The 19,797-nt window shown below is 64.9% G+C and carries 20 protein-coding genes; 15 read left to right on the top strand and 5 right to left on the bottom strand.

What is annotated here, in order from left to right; genetic code table 11:
- Window positions 1–323: 323 nt before the first annotated feature.
- On the bottom strand, window positions 324–743 hold the full coding sequence (locus D8Y22_RS07325; protein ID WP_141464057.1) for a hypothetical protein: 420 nt from the start codon (window positions 741–743) through the stop codon (window positions 324–326).
- Window positions 744–1,188: 445 nt separating this feature from the next.
- Between D8Y22_RS07325 and D8Y22_RS07320 the strand changes: the two genes are divergently transcribed.
- Window positions 1,189–3,366 carry an ATP-dependent DNA helicase gene (locus D8Y22_RS07320; protein WP_141464056.1) on the top strand — a complete coding sequence of 726 codons (2,178 nt, stop codon included), beginning with the start codon at window positions 1,189–1,191 and terminating at the stop codon, window positions 3,364–3,366.
- A gap of 67 nt (window positions 3,367–3,433) precedes the next feature.
- Here the strand turns inward: D8Y22_RS07320 and D8Y22_RS07315 are convergent, their stop codons facing one another.
- The 3 genes from D8Y22_RS07315 to D8Y22_RS07305 form a co-directional block, all read right to left on the bottom strand.
- The gene (locus D8Y22_RS07315) at window positions 3,434–3,781 is read right to left on the bottom strand and encodes a hypothetical protein (RefSeq protein WP_141464055.1); all 348 of its coding nucleotides are present in this window, start codon (window positions 3,779–3,781) and stop codon (window positions 3,434–3,436) included.
- A gap of 177 nt (window positions 3,782–3,958) precedes the next feature.
- Entirely contained in the window at window positions 3,959–4,459 is a 501-nt protein-coding gene (locus D8Y22_RS07310) for a 2'-5' RNA ligase family protein (RefSeq protein ID WP_141464054.1), read from the bottom strand.
- A 119-nt stretch (window positions 4,460–4,578) separates the two neighbouring features.
- Window positions 4,579–4,764 carry a DUF7554 family protein gene (locus tag D8Y22_RS07305; RefSeq protein ID WP_141464053.1) on the bottom strand — a complete coding sequence of 62 codons (186 nt, stop codon included), beginning with the start codon at window positions 4,762–4,764 and terminating at the stop codon, window positions 4,579–4,581.
- 87 nt (window positions 4,765–4,851) lie between these two features.
- Here D8Y22_RS07305 and D8Y22_RS07300 point away from each other — a divergent pair, with 87 nt between their 5' ends.
- From D8Y22_RS07300 to D8Y22_RS22820, 12 genes are all read left to right on the top strand, one after another.
- A complete protein-coding gene (locus tag D8Y22_RS07300; protein WP_141464052.1) occupies window positions 4,852–6,021 on the top strand; it encodes a helix-turn-helix transcriptional regulator in 1,170 nt (389 codons plus the stop codon).
- A 328-nt stretch (window positions 6,022–6,349) separates the two neighbouring features.
- Entirely contained in the window at window positions 6,350–7,534 is a 1,185-nt protein-coding gene (locus tag D8Y22_RS07295) for an argininosuccinate synthase (protein WP_141464051.1), read from the top strand.
- Window positions 7,535–7,536: 2 nt separating this feature from the next.
- Window positions 7,537–9,069, top strand: coding sequence for an argininosuccinate lyase (argH, locus tag D8Y22_RS07290; RefSeq protein ID WP_141464050.1), 1,533 nt, complete (start codon window positions 7,537–7,539; stop codon window positions 9,067–9,069).
- A gap of 204 nt (window positions 9,070–9,273) precedes the next feature.
- Window positions 9,274–9,438, top strand: coding sequence for a lysine biosynthesis protein LysW (gene lysW, locus D8Y22_RS07285; RefSeq protein ID WP_004267676.1), 165 nt, complete (start codon window positions 9,274–9,276; stop codon window positions 9,436–9,438).
- A 106-nt stretch (window positions 9,439–9,544) separates the two neighbouring features.
- Entirely contained in the window at window positions 9,545–10,423 is an 879-nt protein-coding gene (gene lysX, locus D8Y22_RS07280) for a lysine biosynthesis protein LysX (protein ID WP_141464049.1), read from the top strand.
- Window positions 10,423–11,496: an N-acetyl-gamma-glutamyl-phosphate reductase gene (argC, locus tag D8Y22_RS07275; RefSeq protein ID WP_141464048.1), complete on the top strand. Its 1,074-nt coding sequence runs from the start codon at window positions 10,423–10,425 to the stop codon at window positions 11,494–11,496. The genes lysX and argC overlap by 1 nt, the downstream gene beginning before the upstream one ends.
- Entirely contained in the window at window positions 11,497–12,351 is an 855-nt protein-coding gene (locus tag D8Y22_RS07270) for an acetylglutamate/acetylaminoadipate kinase (RefSeq protein WP_141464047.1), read from the top strand.
- Window positions 12,348–13,502, top strand: coding sequence for an aspartate aminotransferase family protein (locus tag D8Y22_RS07265; protein ID WP_141464046.1), 1,155 nt, complete (start codon window positions 12,348–12,350; stop codon window positions 13,500–13,502). The genes D8Y22_RS07270 and D8Y22_RS07265 overlap by 4 nt, the downstream gene beginning before the upstream one ends.
- A complete protein-coding gene (locus D8Y22_RS07260) occupies window positions 13,499–14,611 on the top strand; it encodes a [LysW]-lysine hydrolase (protein ID WP_141464045.1) in 1,113 nt (370 codons plus the stop codon). Before D8Y22_RS07265 ends, D8Y22_RS07260 begins: the two co-directional genes overlap by 4 nt.
- Window positions 14,611–15,525 carry an ornithine carbamoyltransferase gene (argF, locus tag D8Y22_RS07255; protein WP_141464044.1) on the top strand — a complete coding sequence of 305 codons (915 nt, stop codon included), beginning with the start codon at window positions 14,611–14,613 and terminating at the stop codon, window positions 15,523–15,525. Before D8Y22_RS07260 ends, argF begins: the two co-directional genes overlap by 1 nt.
- Before the next feature lie 365 nt (window positions 15,526–15,890).
- Window positions 15,891–17,168, top strand: a complete 1,278-nt coding sequence (gene thrC, locus D8Y22_RS07250) for a threonine synthase (protein ID WP_141464043.1) — start codon at window positions 15,891–15,893, stop codon at window positions 17,166–17,168.
- A 144-nt stretch (window positions 17,169–17,312) separates the two neighbouring features.
- Entirely contained in the window at window positions 17,313–17,687 is a 375-nt protein-coding gene (locus D8Y22_RS22820; protein WP_246084377.1) for a hypothetical protein, read from the top strand.
- Window positions 17,688–17,734: 47 nt separating this feature from the next.
- Here the strand turns inward: D8Y22_RS22820 and D8Y22_RS07240 are convergent, their stop codons facing one another.
- Window positions 17,735–18,478, bottom strand: a complete 744-nt coding sequence (locus D8Y22_RS07240; protein ID WP_141464042.1) for a type 1 glutamine amidotransferase — start codon at window positions 18,476–18,478, stop codon at window positions 17,735–17,737.
- 208 nt (window positions 18,479–18,686) lie between these two features.
- Between D8Y22_RS07240 and D8Y22_RS07235 the strand changes: the two genes are divergently transcribed.
- Window positions 18,687–19,055, top strand: coding sequence for a DUF7344 domain-containing protein (locus D8Y22_RS07235; RefSeq protein WP_141464041.1), 369 nt, complete (start codon window positions 18,687–18,689; stop codon window positions 19,053–19,055).
- Entirely contained in the window at window positions 19,048–19,779 is a 732-nt protein-coding gene (locus D8Y22_RS07230) for a DICT sensory domain-containing protein (protein ID WP_141464040.1), read from the top strand. The genes D8Y22_RS07235 and D8Y22_RS07230 overlap by 8 nt, the downstream gene beginning before the upstream one ends.
- Window positions 19,780–19,797 lie beyond the last annotated feature (18 nt).

The following is a 19,797-nucleotide window of genomic DNA, read 5'->3' as shown; positions in this document are numbered from 1 at the left end:
ATATCGCCAGACGGCGTCCATTTCCCAGTTAATCTGACGGAAGATAACCGTGAGAGCGTCTGAGACTGTCGTCATTCGGCGGCAAAACAAGGCATCCTCTGATACGGATTGCTGTAACGATTTACCGGCGCAACCGCCGCCCGGGTCGCGGTTGCGCCGGCAATGACTTACAGTAAACCGTATGAATCCAGTAGGCAACTTCTGACAGATTATTCATAACTCGGTAGACGCTCCGGTAATTGCACCGCCTACACTGACTGCGGGCATTTACAACTCGTCCTGAATACCGAAATCGTAATGCCAGCTACAGGTAGTAGCGCCCATTACTCGAGGTGGCCGCCGACGGTCACGTCGCTGTCGTCGTAGCCGGCCACGACCGTCGAGCCCGACGGTCGGTCGTTCAACACCGCTTCGACGACGGTTTCCTCGAGGTCGACGGTCGACTCGAGGGGGACCCAGTCGTCCTCGGTTTCGACGGCGACCGCGACGTCGGTCGGGCTCGCGCCGGGCGGGAGCTGTGAGGGGTCGTACGTGAGTCTGATTCGGATGGCTTCGATCGCTTTCAGTTCCTCGAGGGCTTCGAGGGTGACGGGGCTCGAGAGCGCGTCGACCGGGGGGTCTCGAGACGCGCGGGTGAGTTCGAACGAGTCGGGGACGACGCCTGCGACGATAGCCACGCGGGCACCGGCGGCGTCGAGTGCGTACTCCGCGACGCTGTTTGCATCGTAACCGGGGATGGCCATACTGTGGCCTTGGACTCGAGACGGAAGGCGATAGACCCCGCGATAGCCGGCTATGATATGTGGGAACACACGCCGCCCCTGGACAGTGTCGCGCTCGAGTAGCTGTCGACGGACGCGGGTAGAGAGAATCTCTACGGAGCGATCTCGGCAACAGCGACTACACTCGGCAATAGCGACTACACTCGGCAACTGCGACTACAGCGAAAGCCCCGTTTACGCTCGACTCCCGGGACTCGCTGCGCGCCGCAGTCGCTCGCCGCGCTCGCTCCCTCCCGGGCGCAGCAAGGACCGCAGCGAAGCGAGGACCGCAGCAAGCCCCGGGGGGTCGAGCGAGCCAGGGGCTTTCGAGGTGTTTGCATCGACTGTCCCGACAGCAATGTCACACTCCACGATGGACTCGGTTAGGGACGAACGCTTTTATCGGAGCGGAAACCAATCGTCTATCGTGTCCGAGACGAGCGGCTACGAGCGGTTCTTTCCCTACGACCAGCCCTACGAGAACCAGCGGGACGCGATGGATCGGATCTACAACTCGCTGGTTCGCGGCCAGACCGTCCTCTTCGAGGGGGCCTGCGGGACGGGGAAGACGCTGTCGTCGCTCGTGCCGGCCCTCGAGGTCGCTCGCGAGCAGGACAAGACGGTCGTCATCACGACGAACGTCCACCAGCAGATGCGCCAGTTCATCGCCGAGGCCCGCGCGATTACCCAGGAAGAGGACATCCGCGCCGTCGTCTTCAAGGGCAAGGGATCGATGTGCCATATCGATGTCGGCTACGAGGAGTGTCAGGCCCTCCGGGACAACACCCGCGCGCTGGTCGACGCCGAACGCGACCGCGACCAACTCGAGCGCCGCCAGCGCGAACTCTTAGCGGAGAGCCAGGACGGCGACGGCGGCGCGGCCGACGCTCGCTCTGCCGTGATGGACGAACTCGAGTCGATCGAAGACGAACTCGAGGAGCTCGAGGAGACGAACGTCTGTGACTACTACCGGAACAACCTCACCGAGAACACGGACGACTTTTTTGCGTGGCTCTTCGAGGACGTCCGCACGCCCGACGAGATCTACGAGTACGCCGAGCGCCAGGAGCTGTGTGGCTACGAACTCCTGAAAGAGGGGATCGAGGGCGTCGATCTGGTCGTCTGTAACTACCATCACCTGCTCGATTCCACGATCCGCGAGCAGTTCTTCCGCTGGCTCGGCTGCGATCCCGAGGATGTCATCGCCGTCTTCGACGAGGCTCACAACGTCGAGGACGCCGCCCGCGAGCACGCCACCCGGACCTGCTCCGAGCGAACCCTCGAGTCCGCGATCGACGAACTCGCAGAGACCGAAGACCCGCGCGCCGAGGACGCCACGAACGTCCTCTCGGCGTTTCATCGCGCGCTCGTCGAAACCTACGAGGACGCCTTCGGCTTTGGCGATCGGGAATCGGTCGGCGAGAACTGGGACGATGTCCCGATCGCCAACGACGATCGCCGGGACGATCTCACCCTCGAGTTCCTCCAGCGCTACTCGGGACAGGGGATCGGTGACGACCTCGAGACAGCGATGCAGTTGGGCCAGGACTTAGACGAGGAGTACGAGGAAGCCTACCGCGAGGGCGAGACGGCGACGCGAACGGAGTGTCAGACCCTGCAGGCGGCAGCGTTCGTCAGCGCGTGGATGAACGAAGGGACCGCCGAGGGGCTGTTCCCGGTCGTCTCGGTGACTCGCGACGCCGGCACCGACGAAATCTACGGCCGCGCGGAACTGTACAGCTGTCTGCCCCGGCAGGTCACCGGCCAGCTGTTCGAGGAGGTGTCGGCGGCGGTCCTGATGAGCGCGACCCTCCAGCCGTTCGAGGTCACCAAGGAGGTGCTCGGTCTCGAGCAGCCGGTGACGATGGCATACGGGTTGCAGTTCCCCGAGGATCGGCGTCGCACCTACGCGGTCGAGACGCCGCCGCTGTTTTCCTCGGACCGGGACGATCCCGCGGTCCAGCAGGAAGTCGCCGAGACGATCCACGACGCGGTTCGGATGACGCCGGGCAACACGCTCGTGTTCTTCCCGAACTACGGCGAAGCGGATCGGTACGCCGAGCGCCTCGAGACTCGCTGTGAAACCGAAACGGCGGTCTACCTGGACGAACCGGGCGTCGCCGTCGAGGAGGTTCGCGAGCAGTTCGTCGCCGAGGAACGAGCGGTGCTTTGTACCTCGCTGTGGGGCACCCTCGCGGAGGGGGTGAGCTTCGACGGTGACGACGCGACGACGGTGCTCGTCGTCGGCGTTCCCTACCCGCACTTAGACGACCGCGCCGAAGCGGTCCAGGAGGCCTACGACGCGGCCTTCGAGGGGACCGACACCGGCTGGCGCTACGCCGTCGAGTTTCCGACGATTCGCAAGACGAGACAGGCGCTTGGCCGGGTTATCCGCTCGCCGGAAGACGTGGGCGTACGCGCGCTGCTCGACCGGCGCTACTCCCGATCGGCGAAGTCCGATCTTGGCAAGTACAGCGTCAACGGCAACTTTCCACACGAGGAACGCGAGGAACTACTCGACATCCAACCGGACAAGCTCAAGTTCTCGATGCTGAACTTCTACGGCGACCTCGACCGGTACGACGGCGACCCGCCGGCCCCGTGAGACAGTTTCGCTCTCGGAAACGGAGACAGTCTAGACCTCGAGAACCGAACGGTTCGTCTCGGACGGCTCACTCGATCGTGACGTCTGCCACCCCACCGGAGACGATCACCGCGTGTGTCCCGCCACTATCGACTGTTATCTCGAACGTCTCCGATCCCTCGATCGTCCAGGTATCGACGATCCCGTTCTCGACGTGATCGATTCGGAGCATAATTCCTTCGCGCTCTACGTCCACCTCGCTCGGCTGGAAGATCTCCTGGACCTCGACCGAGACCGTCAACTCGGCGCCGTCGTCGGCGGTGAACTCGACCCGTTGATCGTCCTCGAGGGTTTCGTCGACGCCGCCACCGAGAAGACTACTGCAGCCAGCGAGTGGCACGACTGCCGCGAGTGCGACGAACGAACGTCGGTGCATGAAACGACCTTCCGATACGGGCCAATAATAGCTTCTGGCCGACGGCGGGCTCCACCGACGCGCTCGACTCGGGTAGAGACGGAGCGGGTGGTACTCGTACGGATTCCTGTCGGTCACTTTCGGGACACTCGCGACCCGTCGTGGATTCGTGGCGGAATTGCGTTTCAACCGGCCGTATCAGGCCGGCAACGACACCCGACTCACCGGCAGCTTGTCGGTGCCGTCCCAGAACTCGAGTTCGCTGACCGTCCACGTGATCGGCTCGATGTCGCGATCGGCCAGCCGTCGTGCCGTCTCGTGGTCGCCGCCGCGGGCGAGGGTCACGTGGGGGACGTAGTCGGCCCCCTCGAGGCCCGCAACCGTCTCGAAGCTCTCGGTGAGGTCGTCGTGAATCTGCCCGAGGCCGGGGCTGTCGACGGCCAGATAGACGACCGGAGCCGAACCGAGGGGCGGGTCCGCAAAGTAGTCGATGCCCGTTATCCGGGCTTCGACGGCCGGCGTTCCCTCGAGTGCGCGGTGGGCTCGGTGTTGGAGTTGGGTAACGTGGTCGGCGTCGCCGAGGCGTTTGAGCAGACAGGAGTGGTCCTCGCGGACGGTCTCGAAGGCGATCAGCTCGGGAAAGAGCTCGTTTGCGAGAGTGCGAACGCGGCCGGGGACCGGGACGTTGACGCTATACACTGCAAGTCACTTCGTACACTGGGGTTCGAGCGAGTCCGAAAAGAGTCTGGCGTTTGGCCGATCGGTCTGGGCTCGAGGGCCGTCTGCGTTTTTACGACTCGAGTCTCGAGGATGACGAGTCACAGTCCGTCCAGGAGCCAGAGGATGATGACGATGGCGGCCAGCAACAGGAGGATCGGCGTGAGCAGCTGGGCGATCCAGCTGACGACGATGCCGACGATCTGGAGGACGAGCAAGACGGCGATCAGTCCGAGGACGATCTTGAGCAGGGCGTCGACGGGGAGTTTGGCGCGCGAGTCTACCATAGGGCTACGTACGGACGACCATCCCAAAAAACGCTCCCTCGTCGGCGTCGGAAAGACCTATTTAGTCGGCTCCGACATGTCCACGTAATGGACGTGAGGGGGCGACGGGCCCTTGTCTGCGTGCTCGTGGTGGTCGGGTGCTTGCTCATGCTCGGTCCGTCCGCTGTGGCTGCTGTGGTGGCAGACGCTGGCGCGGAGAGCGCTGTGGCCCAGGAAACGCCCGACGAGAGCGATCAGTCCGACGATGTTGACGAGAGCGATCAGCCCAATGGTGCTGACGAGAGCGATCAGCAGGATACACCGGCCGAGAGCGATCAGCTCGACGACGCCGACGAGGTGCATATCGAGGTATTCATTCACGAAAACGGGACGGCCACGTTCACCGTCGATTATCGCTTCGAGAACACCTCGGACGACGAGTGGGAAACCCTTCGCGAGGATGTCGAGAACAACCCTGATGCCTACGCAGCCCAAGAGCACGCCGGCTGGAACGAGACGCTCGTGAACGGACAAAATCAAACGGGCCGTGATATGGAACTCTCGGACGTCTCGGTGACGACGGATACCAGCTCTGCACCGCGTGATCTGGGTCACGTCGAGTTTACGTTCGAGTGGTCGTCGTTCGCCCACGTCGAACTGAACCGCGTCGAAGCCGGCGATGCGCTGGCCGGGTTCACGCTCGTCGACGACACGACGCTGCAGCTGTTCTGGCCCGACAGCTACACCGTCCGCGAAGTCGATCCCGAACCCGACAGTCCACCGGACGGATCGGTCATGTGGGACGGCGACGGCACGGAATTTGCCGACGATCAGCCGTGGCTCGTCCTGATAGAAAACGGCGACTCGTCCATCGATCCACCCGACTCGACGGAGGATCCGGCGATGCCGTGGCTCGTCGTCACCGTCGCACTCGCCGTCCTCGCCGCGCTCGGTCTCGTCGGCTGGTGGGCCGGCCGTCGCCAGTCTCGAGAGTCGATGGCCGCTCAGGCGGGCCAACAGGCCCCGCCCGAAAGGGCTACAGACGATCCAAACGGGACCCAGTCCGGCCCGCCACCGGAGCTGTTGAGCAACGAAGAGCGCGTCCTGCGGCTCGTCGAGCAACGCGGCGGCCGCGTCAAACAACAGGAGATCGTCTCGGAACTCGAGTGGACCGAGGCCAAAACGAGCCAAGTCGTCGGAGGCCTTCGCGAAGACGACGAAATCGAGGTCTTCCGGATCGGACGCGAGAACGTGATCGCGCTCCCCGAGGAAGAGTAGGTAACGATGTCCGCTCTGAGCCGAACGGACGGTGGGCGACGCCCCGCGGATTCAGCAGATTTTAATACCGGGACCGATACCATTTCAGCAATGGTTCACTCCGTCGGTACCGCGTCGACGCTCGGCGATACCGACGGGTCCGTCCGCTTCCGGCGACCGCGGCGACCGCGGCGGGCCCTCGTGCCCGTACGCTATTCACTCGCACGTCGCCGGTTCGTTCCACTACGCTCGAAACGCCAATTTTCCCAGTAGCAGTGCCTCTGTGTACAATTTTCGCGTATTAAATCAACGGGCTTAAGTCCGTCCTCCCGTTTCCCTCGAGTACGATATGACCCGCGTGGCACTTGCGTTCTCCGGCGGCCTGGACACGACTGTCTGTGTCCCGCTGCTCGAGGAGGAGTATGGATACGACGAGGTAATCGGCGTTACCGTCGACGTCGGCCAGCCGGCCGCAGAGTTCGACGAAGCCGAGGAAACGGCCGAGGCCCTCGATCTCGAACACTACGTCGTCGACGCGAAAGACGAGTTTGCGGATCTCTGTTTCGACAGCGTTCGCGCGAACGCGACCTACCAGGGCTACCCGCTCGGGACGGCACTCGCCCGCCCCGTCATCGCCAAGGCGATCCTCGAGGTCGCCGAGGAACAGGACTGTACCGGCATCGCCCACGGCTGTACCGGAAAGGGCAACGACCAGCTCCGGTTCGAGGCCGTCTGGCGCGACTCGGATCTGGAAGTCATCGCACCCGTGCGCGAACTCGGCCTGACCCGCGAGTGGGAACAGGAGTACGCCGAGGAGAAGGAACTGCCCGTCGAGGGCGGCAGCGGCGGCGACTGGTCGATCGACACCAACCTCTGGAGTCGCTCGGTCGAGGGCGACGAACTCGAGGACCCGAGCTACGTCCCGCCGACGGACATCTATGACTGGACTGACGAGCCCTCCGGCGAGACCGAGGAAATCGAGATCAGCTTCGAGGAGGGGTACCCTGTCGCCGTCGACGACACGGCGTACGAACCGGTCGAACTCATCGAGTACCTGAACGAACTCGCCGGCTCCTACGGCGTCGGCCGCACCGACTCGATGGAAGACCGCATGCTCGGGCTGAAGGTCCGCGAGAACTACGAGCACCCCGCCGCGACGACGCTATTGAACGCCCACGAGGCGCTCGAGGGCCTCGTTCTGACCCAGGAGGAACGCGAGTTCAAACAGCTGATCGACCAGCGCTGGGCGAAGAAGGGGTACGAGGGCCTCGTCGACGCGCCGCTCGTCAAGGCACTCGAGGGCTTCATCGCCGAGACCCAAAAGCGCGTCACCGGCACCGTCACGATCCGCTTCGAGGGCGGCAAGGCCCGTCCGGTCGCGCGTGACAGCGAGTACGCCGCCTACTCGGCCGAACACGCCTCCTTCGACACCGAGACGGTCGGCAAGATCACGCAAGAAGACGCGACAGGCGTCGCGAAGTACCACGGCTTCCAGCGCCGTCTCGCAAACAGCGTCATAGAGGACGACGAGTAACCATGACCGAGGAGAGCGCTCCCGACGACGAGTTCGACGCTGACGCTGCCGACGGCGTCGCCGGCAACGCTGCTGGCGGTTCCGCCGCCACGGGCGACGATGCCGGCGTCATTCGGCGGGACCGCTTCAGCGGCGGCCCCGCCCGGAGCTTCCTCTCCTCGCTCGGAGCGGACGAACGGATCTTCGAAGCCGACCTCGAGGTGGATCGTGCACACACGGTGATGCTCGCCGAGCAGGATATCGTCGGCGACGATGTCGCGGGCGAAATTCTGACTGCGCTGGACGCTATCGAGGTCGACGGCCACGACTCTCTGCCCGACGGTGAGGACGTCCACGAGGCCATCGAGACGGCCGTCATCGAGCGTATCGGCGCCGAGGGCGGCAAGATGCACACCGCCAGATCGCGCAACGACGAGGTTGCGGCCTGTATCCGCTATCGCCTGCGCGAGGACATCCTCGAGGCGATCGAGACGACACTCGTATTGCGGGAATCGCTGCTCGAGGCCGCCGAGGTCAACCGGGAGACGATCATGCCCGGCTACACCCACCTCCAGCCCGCCCAGCCGACGACGGTCGCCCACTGGGCGCTATCCTACGAGAGCGCGGTCCGTCGCGACACCGAGCGCCTGCTCGAAGCGTACGACCGGATCAACGAGTCGCCACTGGGCGCTGCGGCGTTTGCGGGGACGACGTTCGATATCGACCGCGAGCGCACCGCCGAGTTGCTTGGCTTCGAGAGCGTCGTTACAAATTCGATGGACGCATCCTCGAGTCGGGACTTCTTGCTCGAGACGACCCAGGCGTTATCGACCCACGCGACCACGCTGTCGGGACTTGCCGAAGACGTGATTATCTTCGCGAATCGCGGCTTCGTGGAGCTATCGGACGACTACTCCTCGACGTCGTCGATCATGCCACAAAAGAAGAATCCGGACACCCTCGAGCTCGTCCGCGCGGTCGCGGGCGACGCGTCGGGTGCGGTTCAGGGGCTGACGACGACGCTCAAGGGACTGCCCCGCGCGTACAACCGTGACCTACAGCGGGCGACGGCCCACGCCTGGGAAACCGTCGACGCGGTGACGGAGGCCAGCGAGGTCGCCGCCGGTGCGGTCGCGACCGCGACGTGGAACGCGGACACCCTCGAGGCGGAAGCCGGCGCGGGGTTCTCGACGGCGACCGGTGTCGCCGACCTGTTGGCCGCGAACGGACTGCCGTTTCGCACTGCCCACGAACTCGTCGCGCTCGCTGCGGAGCGTGGCGCGGGATACGACGCCATCGAGTCAGCCGCCGCAGACGTCCTCGAGGAGCCCCTCGAGGACGTCGTCGACCCCGAGGCAGTCGAGACCGCACTCGATCCCGCAGCGAGCGTCGCGAGTCGCGACTCACAGGGTGGGCCCGCCCCCGAGACCGTCGCCGACCAACTCGAGGCCGCGCGTGCGTCGGTGTCGGACCACGAGCGGACGCTCACGACGACGGCCGAGGGCCTCGAGACGGCCCACGAGACGCTTCGTTCCGAGGTGAACGAGTATGTCTGAGACCGCCGGTTGCCAGGCGCTGCGTGTGGGTTCGGGACTGCGACCGCGGTCCCCGCGAGGGGACAAAATACCTATTTCATGATATGTCGGCATAAACTTGCGGTTGCGTGGGTCCGACGGTCCGTTAGAGGACGGTGTAGATAATATAATTTTGCTGTTAAGTTCGAAGGCTTTAAGGGAACCGGGCTCCCAGTTGCAGGTACAATGACCGAATGCGTCGAGTGTGGGGCCGAGGTGTCCCTGCACGACGATCTAGAAGCTGGAGAGATCGTTGACTGTACGACCTGTGGCGCCGAACTGGAAGTCGTCGACACCGAGCCACCAGTCCTCGAGCGGGCCCCCGAGCTCGAAGAGGACTGGGGTGAGTGACCTTGCAGACGGCCACGACAACACCGGGCGCCGTTGACGCCCACTGCCGTCGGACGAGTCCCACGAGCGTCGCCTCGGCGGACTCACCAGATCACGGGTGGTTCACGTGCACGTAGGTATACTCTACTCCCGAATTCGCAAAGACGAGAAGCTCCTTCTGAACGAGCTTCGCGAGCGCGACCACACGATCGAGAAGATCGACGTCCGCAAACAGACTTTCGACATCGGCGAGGTGCCCGAGGCGTTTACCGACCTCGACATCGTCGTCGATCGCTGTCTCGCCACGAGCCGGAGTCTGTACGCCACGCAGTTTTTCGAGGCGTACGACGTGCCCGTGGTCAACAGCCACGAGACGGCCGACATCTGTGCGGACAAGGTCAAGAACAGCCTCGCGCTCGAGCAGGCCGGCGTGCCGACGCCGAACACCAAAGTGGCGTTTACCAAAGAGACCGCGATGGAGGCCATCGAGGAGTTTGGCTACCCTTGCGTCCTCAAACCCGTTGTGGGCTCGTGGGGTCGCCTAATGGCGAAGATCGACTCGCCCGACGCCGCGGAGGCCATCTTAGAGCACAAGGCCACGCTCGGCCACTACGAGCACAAGGTGTTCTACGTCCAGGAGTTCGTTGACAAACCCGGCCGCGACATCCGCGTCGTCGCGACCGACGGCGAACCGATCGCCGGCATGGTTCGATCGTCGGACCACTGGATCACCAACGCTGCGAAGGGCGCGGAGACGGATGTCTTCGAACCCGACGAGGAGGCAAAAGCACTCGTCCGGCAGGCCAGCGACGCCGTCGGTGGCGGGTTGCTCGGTATCGACCTGATGGAAACCGAGGATGGGTACACCGTCCACGAGGTCAACCACACGGTCGAGTTCAAAGCGCTCGACGGCGCCGTCGAGACCGATGTCGCCGGCACCGTCGTCGACTGGCTCGAGGAGAGAGCGGCCGCCGCGGCCGACGAGGAACTCGAGGTGAGCGCCTGATGGCGGTCGGCACCGACGCGACCGACGCGACCGCCGAGACGGTCACCGCGAGTATTATCGGCGGCTCCGGGTTTACGGGCGGCGAACTGCTGCGACTGCTCGCTGGCCACCCGAACGTCGAGATCGCGGAGGTCACCAGCCGGTCGAAAGCCGGCAAGAGCGTCGGCTCCGTCCACCCGCCGCTTCGCGGGACCGACCTTCGCTTTACCGAACCGGACGATCTCGAGAGCGTCGACGTGCTGTTTGCCGCGACACCCCACGGCGTCTCGATGGGACAGATCGACGAGTTCTTCGAGATCGCCGATACCGTCGTCGACCTCTCGGCCGACTTCCGCCTCGAGACGGCGGAGCAGTACGAGGAGTGGTACGACGGCCACAGCGCACCCGAGTACCTCGAGACGGCCGAGTACGCACTCCCCGAGATCAACCGCGACAATCTCGAGGGTGCAGAACTCATCGCCGGTGGCGGCTGTAACGCCACCGCGACGATTCTCGGACTCTACCCGCTGTTCGAACACGACATTTTGGAGGGGGGAGAACAGGTCGTCGTCGATGTCAAAGTCGGCTCCTCCGAAGGCGGCGCCGGCGGCGGGGAGGCCTCGAGCCATCCCGAGCGCTCGGGCGTCGTCCGTCCCTACGCGCCGACGGGTCACCGTCACGAGGCCGAAATCCAGCAGTTTCTGGGCACTTCGGTTGCCTTCACCTGCCACGCCGTGGACATGATCCGCGGCGCGAGCGCGACGAGTCACGTCTTCCCGTCGGGACCGGTCTCGAAGGGTGACCTCTGGCAAGCCTATCGTGGCTGCTACGAGGATGAGCCGTTCGTCCGGATGGCCGCGGGCGGCTCCGGCGTCTATCGCTATCCCGAGCCGAAATCGGTCGCCGGGACGAACCTCGCCGAGGTCGGCTTCGAACTCGATCCCTCGAACAAGCGCATCGTCGTCTTCTCGGCCATCGACAACATGATGAAAGGCTCTGCGGGACAGGCAGTCCACGCCGCAAACGTCGCGCTGGGCCTCGAGGAGACGGCCGGACTCGAGTTTACGGGACTGCACCCCGTGGGGGCACCGTAAATGACGACCGTCGTCAAAATCGGCGGCGCGCGAGCCGTCGATCCCGAAGGTGCACTTTCCGATGTCGCAGCGCTCGTCGACGAGGGCGAGGACGTGGTCCTCACGCACGGCGGCTCGACGGCCGTCGACGAGACCTTAGAGGAGCTCGGGCAGGACCCGACCTACGTCGAGACACCCGGCGGCGTCGTCGGTCGATTCACCGACGAAAACACCATGGACGTCTTCAAGATGGTGATGCCGGGCAAGCTCAATACGGACCTCGTCGAGAGCCTGCAGAATCTCGACGTGAACGCGGTCGGGCTCTCGGGCACGGACGGCAAGTTACTCGAAGGGAAACGCAAGTCCGCCGTTCGCGTGAAAGAAGACGGCAAGAAGAAGATCAAACGCGGCGACCATTCGGGGACGATCGAGTCGGTCAACGCCGACTTGCTCGAGACCGTTCTCGCGGGCGGCTACACGCCCGTCGTCTCCGTACCCGTGCTAGGCAAGGAGAAAGAGGGCGGCTACACCGCCGTCAACGCTGATGCCGATCGCGCTGGGGCCGCCATCGCGGGCGCGCTCGAGGCCGATCTCGTCGTGCTGACGGATGTCTCGGGCATCTACGAGGACCCCGACGACGAGTCGACGAAGATCGACTCGGCGTCGACGCCCGAGGCGTTCGAGGCCGTCAAATCGGCGGCTGAGGGGTTCATGACGAAGAAGGTCATGGCCGCCGAGGAGGCCCTCGAGGGCGGCGCAGCGTCGGTCACCGTCGCGAGCGCGAACGCCGAGACACCGATCTCGAGTGCCCTCGACGGCGAGGGGACGACGCTCGAGCCCGGCGTACTCGAGGACGCCACGGAGGTCGAACGATGAGCGACCACGATTTCATCTCCGGCAGCAAGCCGATCGGTATCGAGCGCGGCGAGGGCGTCTCCCTGTACACTGCGGATGGAACGGAGTACCTCGATGCGGGCGCGAGTTACGCGTGTACGCCGCTCGGGCACTCCCACCCCGTCGTTGTCGACGCAGTCCAAAAACAGGTTGCGAACCTGACATTCGTCGACTCTTCGTTCCCCGTCGAGTCCCGCGAAGACGCCTATGCGGCACTCGTCGCGGCGACGCCGGACGGACTCGACTCGGCCTGGTTCTGTAACTCCGGGACCGAATCCAACGAAGCCGCACTCAAGTTCGCACGATCCGCGACGGGCAACTCGAAGATCATCGCGGCAACCCGCTCGTTCCACGGCCGAACGATGGGGTCGCTGGCTGCGACGTGGAAGGACAAGTACAAAGCGCCCTACGAGCCGCTGGCCGGCGACGTCGAGTTCGTCCCCTACGGCGATAGCGACGAACTCGCCGACGCCGTCGACGACGAGACCGCCGCCGTCATCTTGGAGCCGATTCAGGGGGAAGGCGGGATCAACGTCCCGCCGGCGGGCTACCTCGAGACGGCCCGCGAACTGACCGACGAGGCCGGCGTGGCGCTCGTCTTCGATGAGGTCCAGACCGGCATGGGTCGGACGGGCTCGATGTGGGCCTGCCAGAACGCCGGCGTCACCCCCGACGTGCTCACGACGGCGAAGGGGCTGGGTAACGGCCTCCCGATCGGCGCCGTTGCGGTCCGGGACTGGATCGCCGACGGCGCGGCGTCCCACAACGCGACGTTCAGCGGCGGCCCCGTCGTCACAGCGGCGGTCCACGCGACGATCACGACGCTGGTCGAGGAGGGCTACCCCGCCCACGCCGCCGCGATGGGCGACTATCTTACGACCGAACTCGAGGCGGCTCTTGGCGACGAAGTACGCGAGATTCGTGGGGAGGGCCTGCTGATCGGCATCGAGTTGAAACGTGGGGCGAACCGCGTCGCCCGGGATCTGGCGATGAACGAACAGGTGCTCGCGCTGCCGGCGGGTCGGACCGTCCTGCGTCTGCTGTCGCCGCTGGTGATCGACGAGTCCGAGGCGGACCGTCTCGTGGACGCACTGCATGCGGTCATCGCACCCGACACGGACGCCGAATCATGAGCGCGACGTCGAACGAGCGCGTCCCGCTCGAGGACGCCCGGACGCTGTTGATCGACCTCGTCTCGATTCCCTCGCCTACCCGCGAGGAACGCGAGGCGGCCGAACGGCTCGTCGAGTTCTTCGAGGCCCACGATCGCGAGGTCTGGATCGACGCCGTCGGCAACGTCCGCGCGCCGGCGGACGATTCGGTCCTGTTGACCTCCCACATTGACACCGTGCCGGGGGATATCCCCGTCGAGGTCGAGGAGCGCGAGGTCCAACGGACCTCGGATGCGAGCGGGAAGCGCCCGCGAGCCGAGACCGACGAGGTTCTCTGGGGACGCGGCAGCGTCGACGCGACGGGACCACTCGCCGCGATGGCCGCGGCCGCCGTCCGAACGGGCGTCTCGTTCGTCGGCGTCGTCGGCGAAGAAGTCGACTCGAAGGGCTCACGCTACCTGGTCGACGATCGCGACGCGGTGCCCGAGGCCGTCGTCAACGGCGAGCCGTCCGGAACCGACGGGATCACGCTCGGCTATCGTGGCTTACTCGCCGGGACCTACGTCGCGACCAGCGAGTCCGGACACACCTCCCGCCCGGATCCGAACGCGATTCAACACGCCGTCCGCTGGTGGTCGGCCGTCGAAGAACGTTTCGAAGGCGGCGAGTACGAACCCGTCTTCGAGCAGGTGACGACCAAACCGGTCGACATCGACGGCGGCGTCAGTGAGGACGGGCTCTCCGTCGAGGCAACGATGGACATCCAGCTTCGGGTGCCGCCAGCCCTCGACGTCGAGACCGTCCGCGAGGCCGCAGAGGCCGAACTCGAGGTCGGGACCGTCACCTGGAAGGACACGGTCCCGCCCGTGATGACGAGCCCGCGAACGGAAGTCGCACGAGCGTTCCGCGTCGCCATCCGCGACGTGGGCGAGGAACCGCGCCTGGTCCGGAAGACCGGCACCAGCGACATGAACATCTTCGCCGGTGCGTGGGACTGCCCGATCGCCACCTACGGTCCGGGCAACTCCGACCTCGATCACGCGCCAGACGAACGCCTCTCGCTTTCGGAGTTCGACCAGTCGGTCGAGATCTTACAGCGCGTGGCGACGACGCTCAGCGGTGAACACTGATGACGAACACGAACCACTTCCTCGAGATCGACGACCTCACTGCGACCGAACTGCAGACGGTCCTCGACCGTGCCGAGACGTACAAGGACGCCCAACAAAACGGCGACGACCACGCGGATCTCGCCGGCCAGACGCTCGGGATGATCTTCCAGAAACCGAGCACCCGGACCCGGGTTTCCTTCGAAACTGGGATGACCCAACTGGGCGGCCACGCCGTCTTCCTCGGCGAGGACGACATCCAGCTCGGGCGGGGCGAACCGCTGAAAGACACCTCGAGAACGCTCTCGCGGTACGTCGACGCAGTGATGGCTCGGGTGTTCAAACACGACAACATCGAGGTGCTCGCGGAGTACGCCTCGGTACCGATCGTCAACGGGCTGACCGACGACGCCCACCCCTGCCAGACGCTCGCGGACCTCCAGACGATCCGCGAGCAGGAAGGCGGCTTCGAGGACGTTTCGGCGGCCTGGATCGGCGACGGCAACAACGTTGCACAGTCCTTTACCGTCGGGGCAGCACTGACAGATATCGACCTCACCGTCGCGACGCCGGCTGGCTACGGTATCGACGACGCGGTCGTCGAGCGCGCCCGCGATCTCGGCGGCGATCCGACGATCACGACGGACCCGATCGAGGCGGTCACCGACGCCGATATCATCTACACCGATGTCTGGATCAGCATGGGTCAAGAGGACGAACGCGACGTTCGCATGACCGACTTCGAGGGCTTTCAGGTCTGTTCGGATCTCCTCGAGCACGCCCCCGAGGCGTCGGTCATGCACTGTCTGCCCGCCCACCGCGGCGAGGAGATCACCGACGATGTCATCGAGAGCGACCACTCGGTCGTCTTCGACCAGGCGGAGAACCGACTACACGCCCAGAAAGCGCTGTTGAGTTGGCTGCTCGAGGCGTAGCTACTCCGTCTTCCGTCTCTGATTCCGGTATTAGCGACCTCTAACCGTTCATTAACTCCCAGTAGACGTTCATTATACCGCAAACGATAGGGAATTATTATAGTGTGGGTGGTCGTGATCAAAACCGATGTCGTTCAGAGTACTGCTCGCGACAGTCATCATGCTGCTCGGTCCGGCGGCACTGATCGCACTGTATTTGGCGTGAGCGACAGGGGATTGGGGTATCGACCACCGACTATCGCGTCCGTTTTTATCGACTGCCGGTGAGCGACTTCGAGCACCGCGGGTGCAACCAAGCGGGAGCGGTCGCCCCGCCGACCGCCGAATCACGTCCTTTTTCTCCCTCCCACTCGTTTCGAGCGACAATGAGTCTCAGTCTTTCGGCCGACCGACCCGCGATACCGGCGGTTGCGGACGACGGCGTCTGGCTCGAGTGTATCGAGTGTGGCGAGACGTTCGCCCCCTTCGACGCCGTCCGCTACACCTGCGACGAGTGTGGCGGCTTGCTCGAGGTTCGCTACGCCGACCTCCCCACGTTCGACGACTTCGAGGGCCAGGGCGTCTGGCGGTACGCCGACGCCTTGCCCCTCGCCGATGGCGTCACCACCCAGGAAGGGGCGACGCCGCTATACGAAGTCCCCCGCCTCGAGGCCGATATCGGTGTCGAAGCCCTGCGGATCAAACACGAGGGGATGAACCCGACGGGGTCGTTCAAGGATCGCGGTATGACCGTCGGCGTCGGCGTCGCCAAGGAACTCGGCGTCGGCCGACTGGCCTGTGCCTCGACGGGCAACACAAGCGCCGCGCTGGCGGCCTACGGCTCCCGCGGCGGGATGGAGACCCTCGTGCTCCTGCCGGCGGGGAAGGTCGCGGCAGGGAAAATCGCCCAAGCCAGTTTGCATGGCGCGCGCATCCTCGAGGTCGACGGCAACTTCGACGCCTGTCTCGACATCGTCCAAGAACTCGCCGAAGCCGGCGAAGCCTACCTGCTGAACTCGCTCAACCCGTTCCGCCTCGAAGGCCAGAAGACGATCGGCCTCGAGATTCTCGAGGGCTTTCTGGCGGACTACGATGCGGTGCCGGATCGGATCGTGCTCCCCGTGGGCAACGCCGGCAACACCGCGGCGCTATACAAGGCCTTCCGCGAACTCGTCCAGGCCGGTGAACTCGACGAGGACGACGTTCCCAAGCTAACCGGCGTGCAGGCCGAGGGCGCAGCGCCGATGGTCGAAGCGGTCGAGAACGGGGCCGACGAGGTTCGTCGCTGGGACGATGTCGAGACGCGGGCGACCGCGATCCGCATCGGCAACCCCGTCAACGCACCGAAGGCGCTACCCGGGATTCGCGAGACCGGCGGCACGGCCGTCGCCGTCTCCGACGAGGCGATCACCGACGCCCAGCGCGACCTCGCGGGCGAGGGGATAGGCGTCGAACCGGCCTCGGCCGCCTCCGTCGCCGGCCTGCGAAAACTGCGCGCCGAAGGGACCGTCGACGACGACGAGCGCGTCGCCTGCCTGACGACCGGCCACCTGCTCAAAGATCCCGACGCGGCGGCCGCAGCCGGTAACGACCCGGAGCCGGTCCCCGCAGACACCGAGGGGGTTCTTGCGACCCTCGCGAGTGAGAGCTCGCCGGATCGGTAGATCCGCCGGCGTACTCGAGCACCGACAGCGTAACCGACGCCGAGTTCTTGCGGGGTAGCTGACGCGCGCAAGCCCCGTGTCAGACTGTCTGACGCCCGACTGACTGAGGCTTTTGGACGCGGATCACATACTGTGTGTCGGCCCATGTCCGCCGACCACCAAGCCGTCGACAGATCACCCTCCAGTAACGACCCCATTCGACCGACACGCACCGATGCGGTCCAGCACTCGAGAGCGGCCGTCGAACTCGAGTTCCAGTCGCCGGCCGGATCGACACGGTCCACTGACGCCGACTCGACAGGGCGGCCTCCGTCGCTCTCGCACTACCGTATCGAGCGCCTCGCGCTCTTGATGCGAATCGCCGCCCTCGAGCGGGAGCTCGAGGCCAGCCAGCAGCGACGCCAGTCGATTATCGACCAGTACGAACAACTTCTCGCAGATCAAGACGGCTCGACCCGCAGCGACTCGAGCGCGAGCGCGGAAAGTTCGCTCGAGCGACTGCTGACGAGAGTGCGGTAGGCGATAGACAACGGGGAGAGGGAAGCGGGCCGTGGTGGACGCCGGGTTCAGTCGGAACAGCCGGCTTCCGGAGTTGCGTTCGCGTCGGTCCCGGCCGGCGTGGCGACCTCGGTCGCCGTTGCCTCACGGGCGAACGCGAGGAAGTTGTCGAAGACCAGTTTTGCCTCGCAGGCGTTCCGGTAGTTCTCCTCGGTAATCTCCGAAAGGATCGACTCGAGGCGTTCGTCGGAGAGTTCCTTGCGGTGGACGAGTTCGCGGGCGGTCTTGGTGTCGTACTCGGGGTGAAACTGCACGCCGAAGACCCGCCCCTTTCGAAAGCCGTGATTCGAGTACTCGTTTGCCGCGAGCGGGGTCGCACCCGGCGGGAGTTCGGTGACTTCGTCGGAATGGCTGGTAAAGGCAGTGAAGCTCTCGTCGATACCGTCGAACAGTCGCGAGTCGGCCGTCTGTTCGATCTCGCTGTAGCCGACCTCGTAGGCGCCCATATCCTCGACGGTTCCGCCGAGGACATCCGCTAACAGCTGATGGCCCCAACAAACCCCGAGGAAGGGAATGCCGCGATCGATCGCTTCGTCGACCCACTCGCGAGTCGGCTGCATCCAGTCGTCGTCCCAGTAGACTGACGACCGGGAGCCGGTGACGACCGCAGCGTCGTAGTCGAAGTGGTCGGGCGCCTCACCCTCGGTCGCGTCGAACTCCGAGATCGAGCCCTCGAGTTCTCGTCGAAAGTTCCGCGTCGTGTTCGCGTCCCGATGGGCCGCGTTCAGGACGGCGATACGAAGCTCTCTCATCGAGCACTAGTGATGAGCCTGGACTGATAGACCTTGTCCACTATGCGGACGTTGCCGCAATCGGAACGATTGCAGTCGAGACTGGGTCGATAGATCGGTCACTCGAGCGGTCTCGCGGCGGAGCCGCGATCGTTCGCGACACTGGTAACCCCTGTTTGCGGTGCCAGCGGCGAGTATTTATCCGCCGGCCGACAACCAACGAACGAGCATGGACGATTGGTCGAACGATGCCCCGTTGCTCGATGGGGCAGCCGCGATCGACCGCCCGGTCGACGAGCTCCTGCAGTTGCTCGCCGATCGGTGCGCTCGTTCGACGATCGTCTACCTGTTCTCCGAGCCGGAGACGACGCTCGAGCAGCTCGCTGCGATCGTTGCCGCGGATCACGCGAGCGAAACCGAAACGATCGCGACGGAAATCGACTACGAGCTCGCGCGGACCCAGCTGTATCACTCGACGCTGCCGCGTCTGGACGATCTCGGGCTCCTCGCGTTTCACCCGTCGGACGGCACCATCAGCGAGACCGATATCCCCCTCGCTATTTATGCCGTTCTCGGCGTAGACTGTGGCGATGAATAGCCTCGCCGACGCCCTCGAGCGGGTCGAAAAACGGCGCAAGCACCTTGAGATCTGCACCGCTGACGCCGCGGTCGCGACCGAACTACAGCGACAGTTCGCCACTCGAAATGTCGACGTGGAACACACTCCGGTGGCTGGATTCGACGAGCCGGGCTTCGCTATCGTTCGCGGTGCCGACGGGGGGTTTGCTGGCGCGCTGGGACTGGATCAGTTCGGTGCGGTCCTCTCGCCCGAGAGACACCCACCGTGGGAACTGGGCACGACCGACGTCGACACGAGCAGTCTGTTCGATTTCCTCGAGCAGACGCTATTTGCATCGTACGATCGACGGCAGATGATAGCTGCCACCCGCGAAATCGAAGAACGAGCCTGGCGTCTCGGCGACGGAACGCTGTACGTCGGCTTTCAGCGCGAGTCGGCGCTGCTCGAGCAGGCCGATGTCTACGAGCGATTCGACGACCGCGACGATCTCGCGGTCGCCGTGTTCATCGCGGACGAGTGGTCCGGACAGATTGGGGATATCAGCGTCGTCGAGTCCCAAGCCGCGGAAATCGGTCAGTTCTGGTTCGTGCTCTTCGACGGCGCGGAGAACCGCGACCAGTCGTGTGGCCTGCTCGCGGCCGAACGGCGACCGGGAGAGTACTACGGGTTCTGGACGTACGACTCCGAGTTCGTGTCCGAGCTGATCGCGTATCTCGAGTCGACGTACGATCCGAATCCGTAGTTCGGTGGTTTCGACGTG

The sequence above is a fragment of the Salinadaptatus halalkaliphilus genome, from assembly GCF_006543045.1.
GTDB lineage: Archaea > Halobacteriota > Halobacteria > Halobacteriales > Natrialbaceae > Salinadaptatus > Salinadaptatus halalkaliphilus.
This window is presented reverse-complemented; position numbering and strand designations above follow the sequence as displayed.

Bases quoted from the DNA above. Each gene is read 5' to 3' on its own strand.
- D8Y22_RS07325 (WP_141464057.1), bottom strand. From the start codon at position 743: ATGGCCATCCCCGGTTACGATGCAAACAGCGTCGCGGAGTACGCACTC.
- D8Y22_RS07315 (WP_141464055.1), bottom strand. From the start codon at position 3,781: ATGCACCGACGTTCGTTCGTCGCACTCGCGGCAGTCGTGCCACTCGCT.
- D8Y22_RS07305 (WP_141464053.1), bottom strand. From the start codon at position 4,764: ATGGTAGACTCGCGCGCCAAACTCCCCGTCGACGCCCTGCTCAAGATC.
- D8Y22_RS07300 (WP_141464052.1), top strand. From the start codon at position 4,852: ATGGACGTGAGGGGGCGACGGGCCCTTGTCTGCGTGCTCGTGGTGGTC.
- D8Y22_RS07295 (WP_141464051.1), top strand. From the start codon at position 6,350: ATGACCCGCGTGGCACTTGCGTTCTCCGGCGGCCTGGACACGACTGTC.
- argH (WP_141464050.1), top strand. From the start codon at position 7,537: ATGACCGAGGAGAGCGCTCCCGACGACGAGTTCGACGCTGACGCTGCC.
- lysW (WP_004267676.1), top strand. From the start codon at position 9,274: ATGACCGAATGCGTCGAGTGTGGGGCCGAGGTGTCCCTGCACGACGAT.
- argC (WP_141464048.1), top strand. From the start codon at position 10,423: ATGGCGGTCGGCACCGACGCGACCGACGCGACCGCCGAGACGGTCACC.
- D8Y22_RS07270 (WP_141464047.1), top strand. From the start codon at position 11,497: ATGACGACCGTCGTCAAAATCGGCGGCGCGCGAGCCGTCGATCCCGAA.
- D8Y22_RS07265 (WP_141464046.1), top strand. From the start codon at position 12,348: ATGAGCGACCACGATTTCATCTCCGGCAGCAAGCCGATCGGTATCGAG.
- D8Y22_RS07260 (WP_141464045.1), top strand. From the start codon at position 13,499: ATGAGCGCGACGTCGAACGAGCGCGTCCCGCTCGAGGACGCCCGGACG.
- argF (WP_141464044.1), top strand. From the start codon at position 14,611: ATGACGAACACGAACCACTTCCTCGAGATCGACGACCTCACTGCGACC.
- thrC (WP_141464043.1), top strand. From the start codon at position 15,891: ATGAGTCTCAGTCTTTCGGCCGACCGACCCGCGATACCGGCGGTTGCG.
- D8Y22_RS22820 (WP_246084377.1), top strand. From the start codon at position 17,313: ATGTCCGCCGACCACCAAGCCGTCGACAGATCACCCTCCAGTAACGAC.
- D8Y22_RS07240 (WP_141464042.1), bottom strand. From the start codon at position 18,478: ATGAGAGAGCTTCGTATCGCCGTCCTGAACGCGGCCCATCGGGACGCG.
- D8Y22_RS07235 (WP_141464041.1), top strand. From the start codon at position 18,687: ATGGACGATTGGTCGAACGATGCCCCGTTGCTCGATGGGGCAGCCGCG.
- D8Y22_RS07230 (WP_141464040.1), top strand. From the start codon at position 19,048: ATGAATAGCCTCGCCGACGCCCTCGAGCGGGTCGAAAAACGGCGCAAG.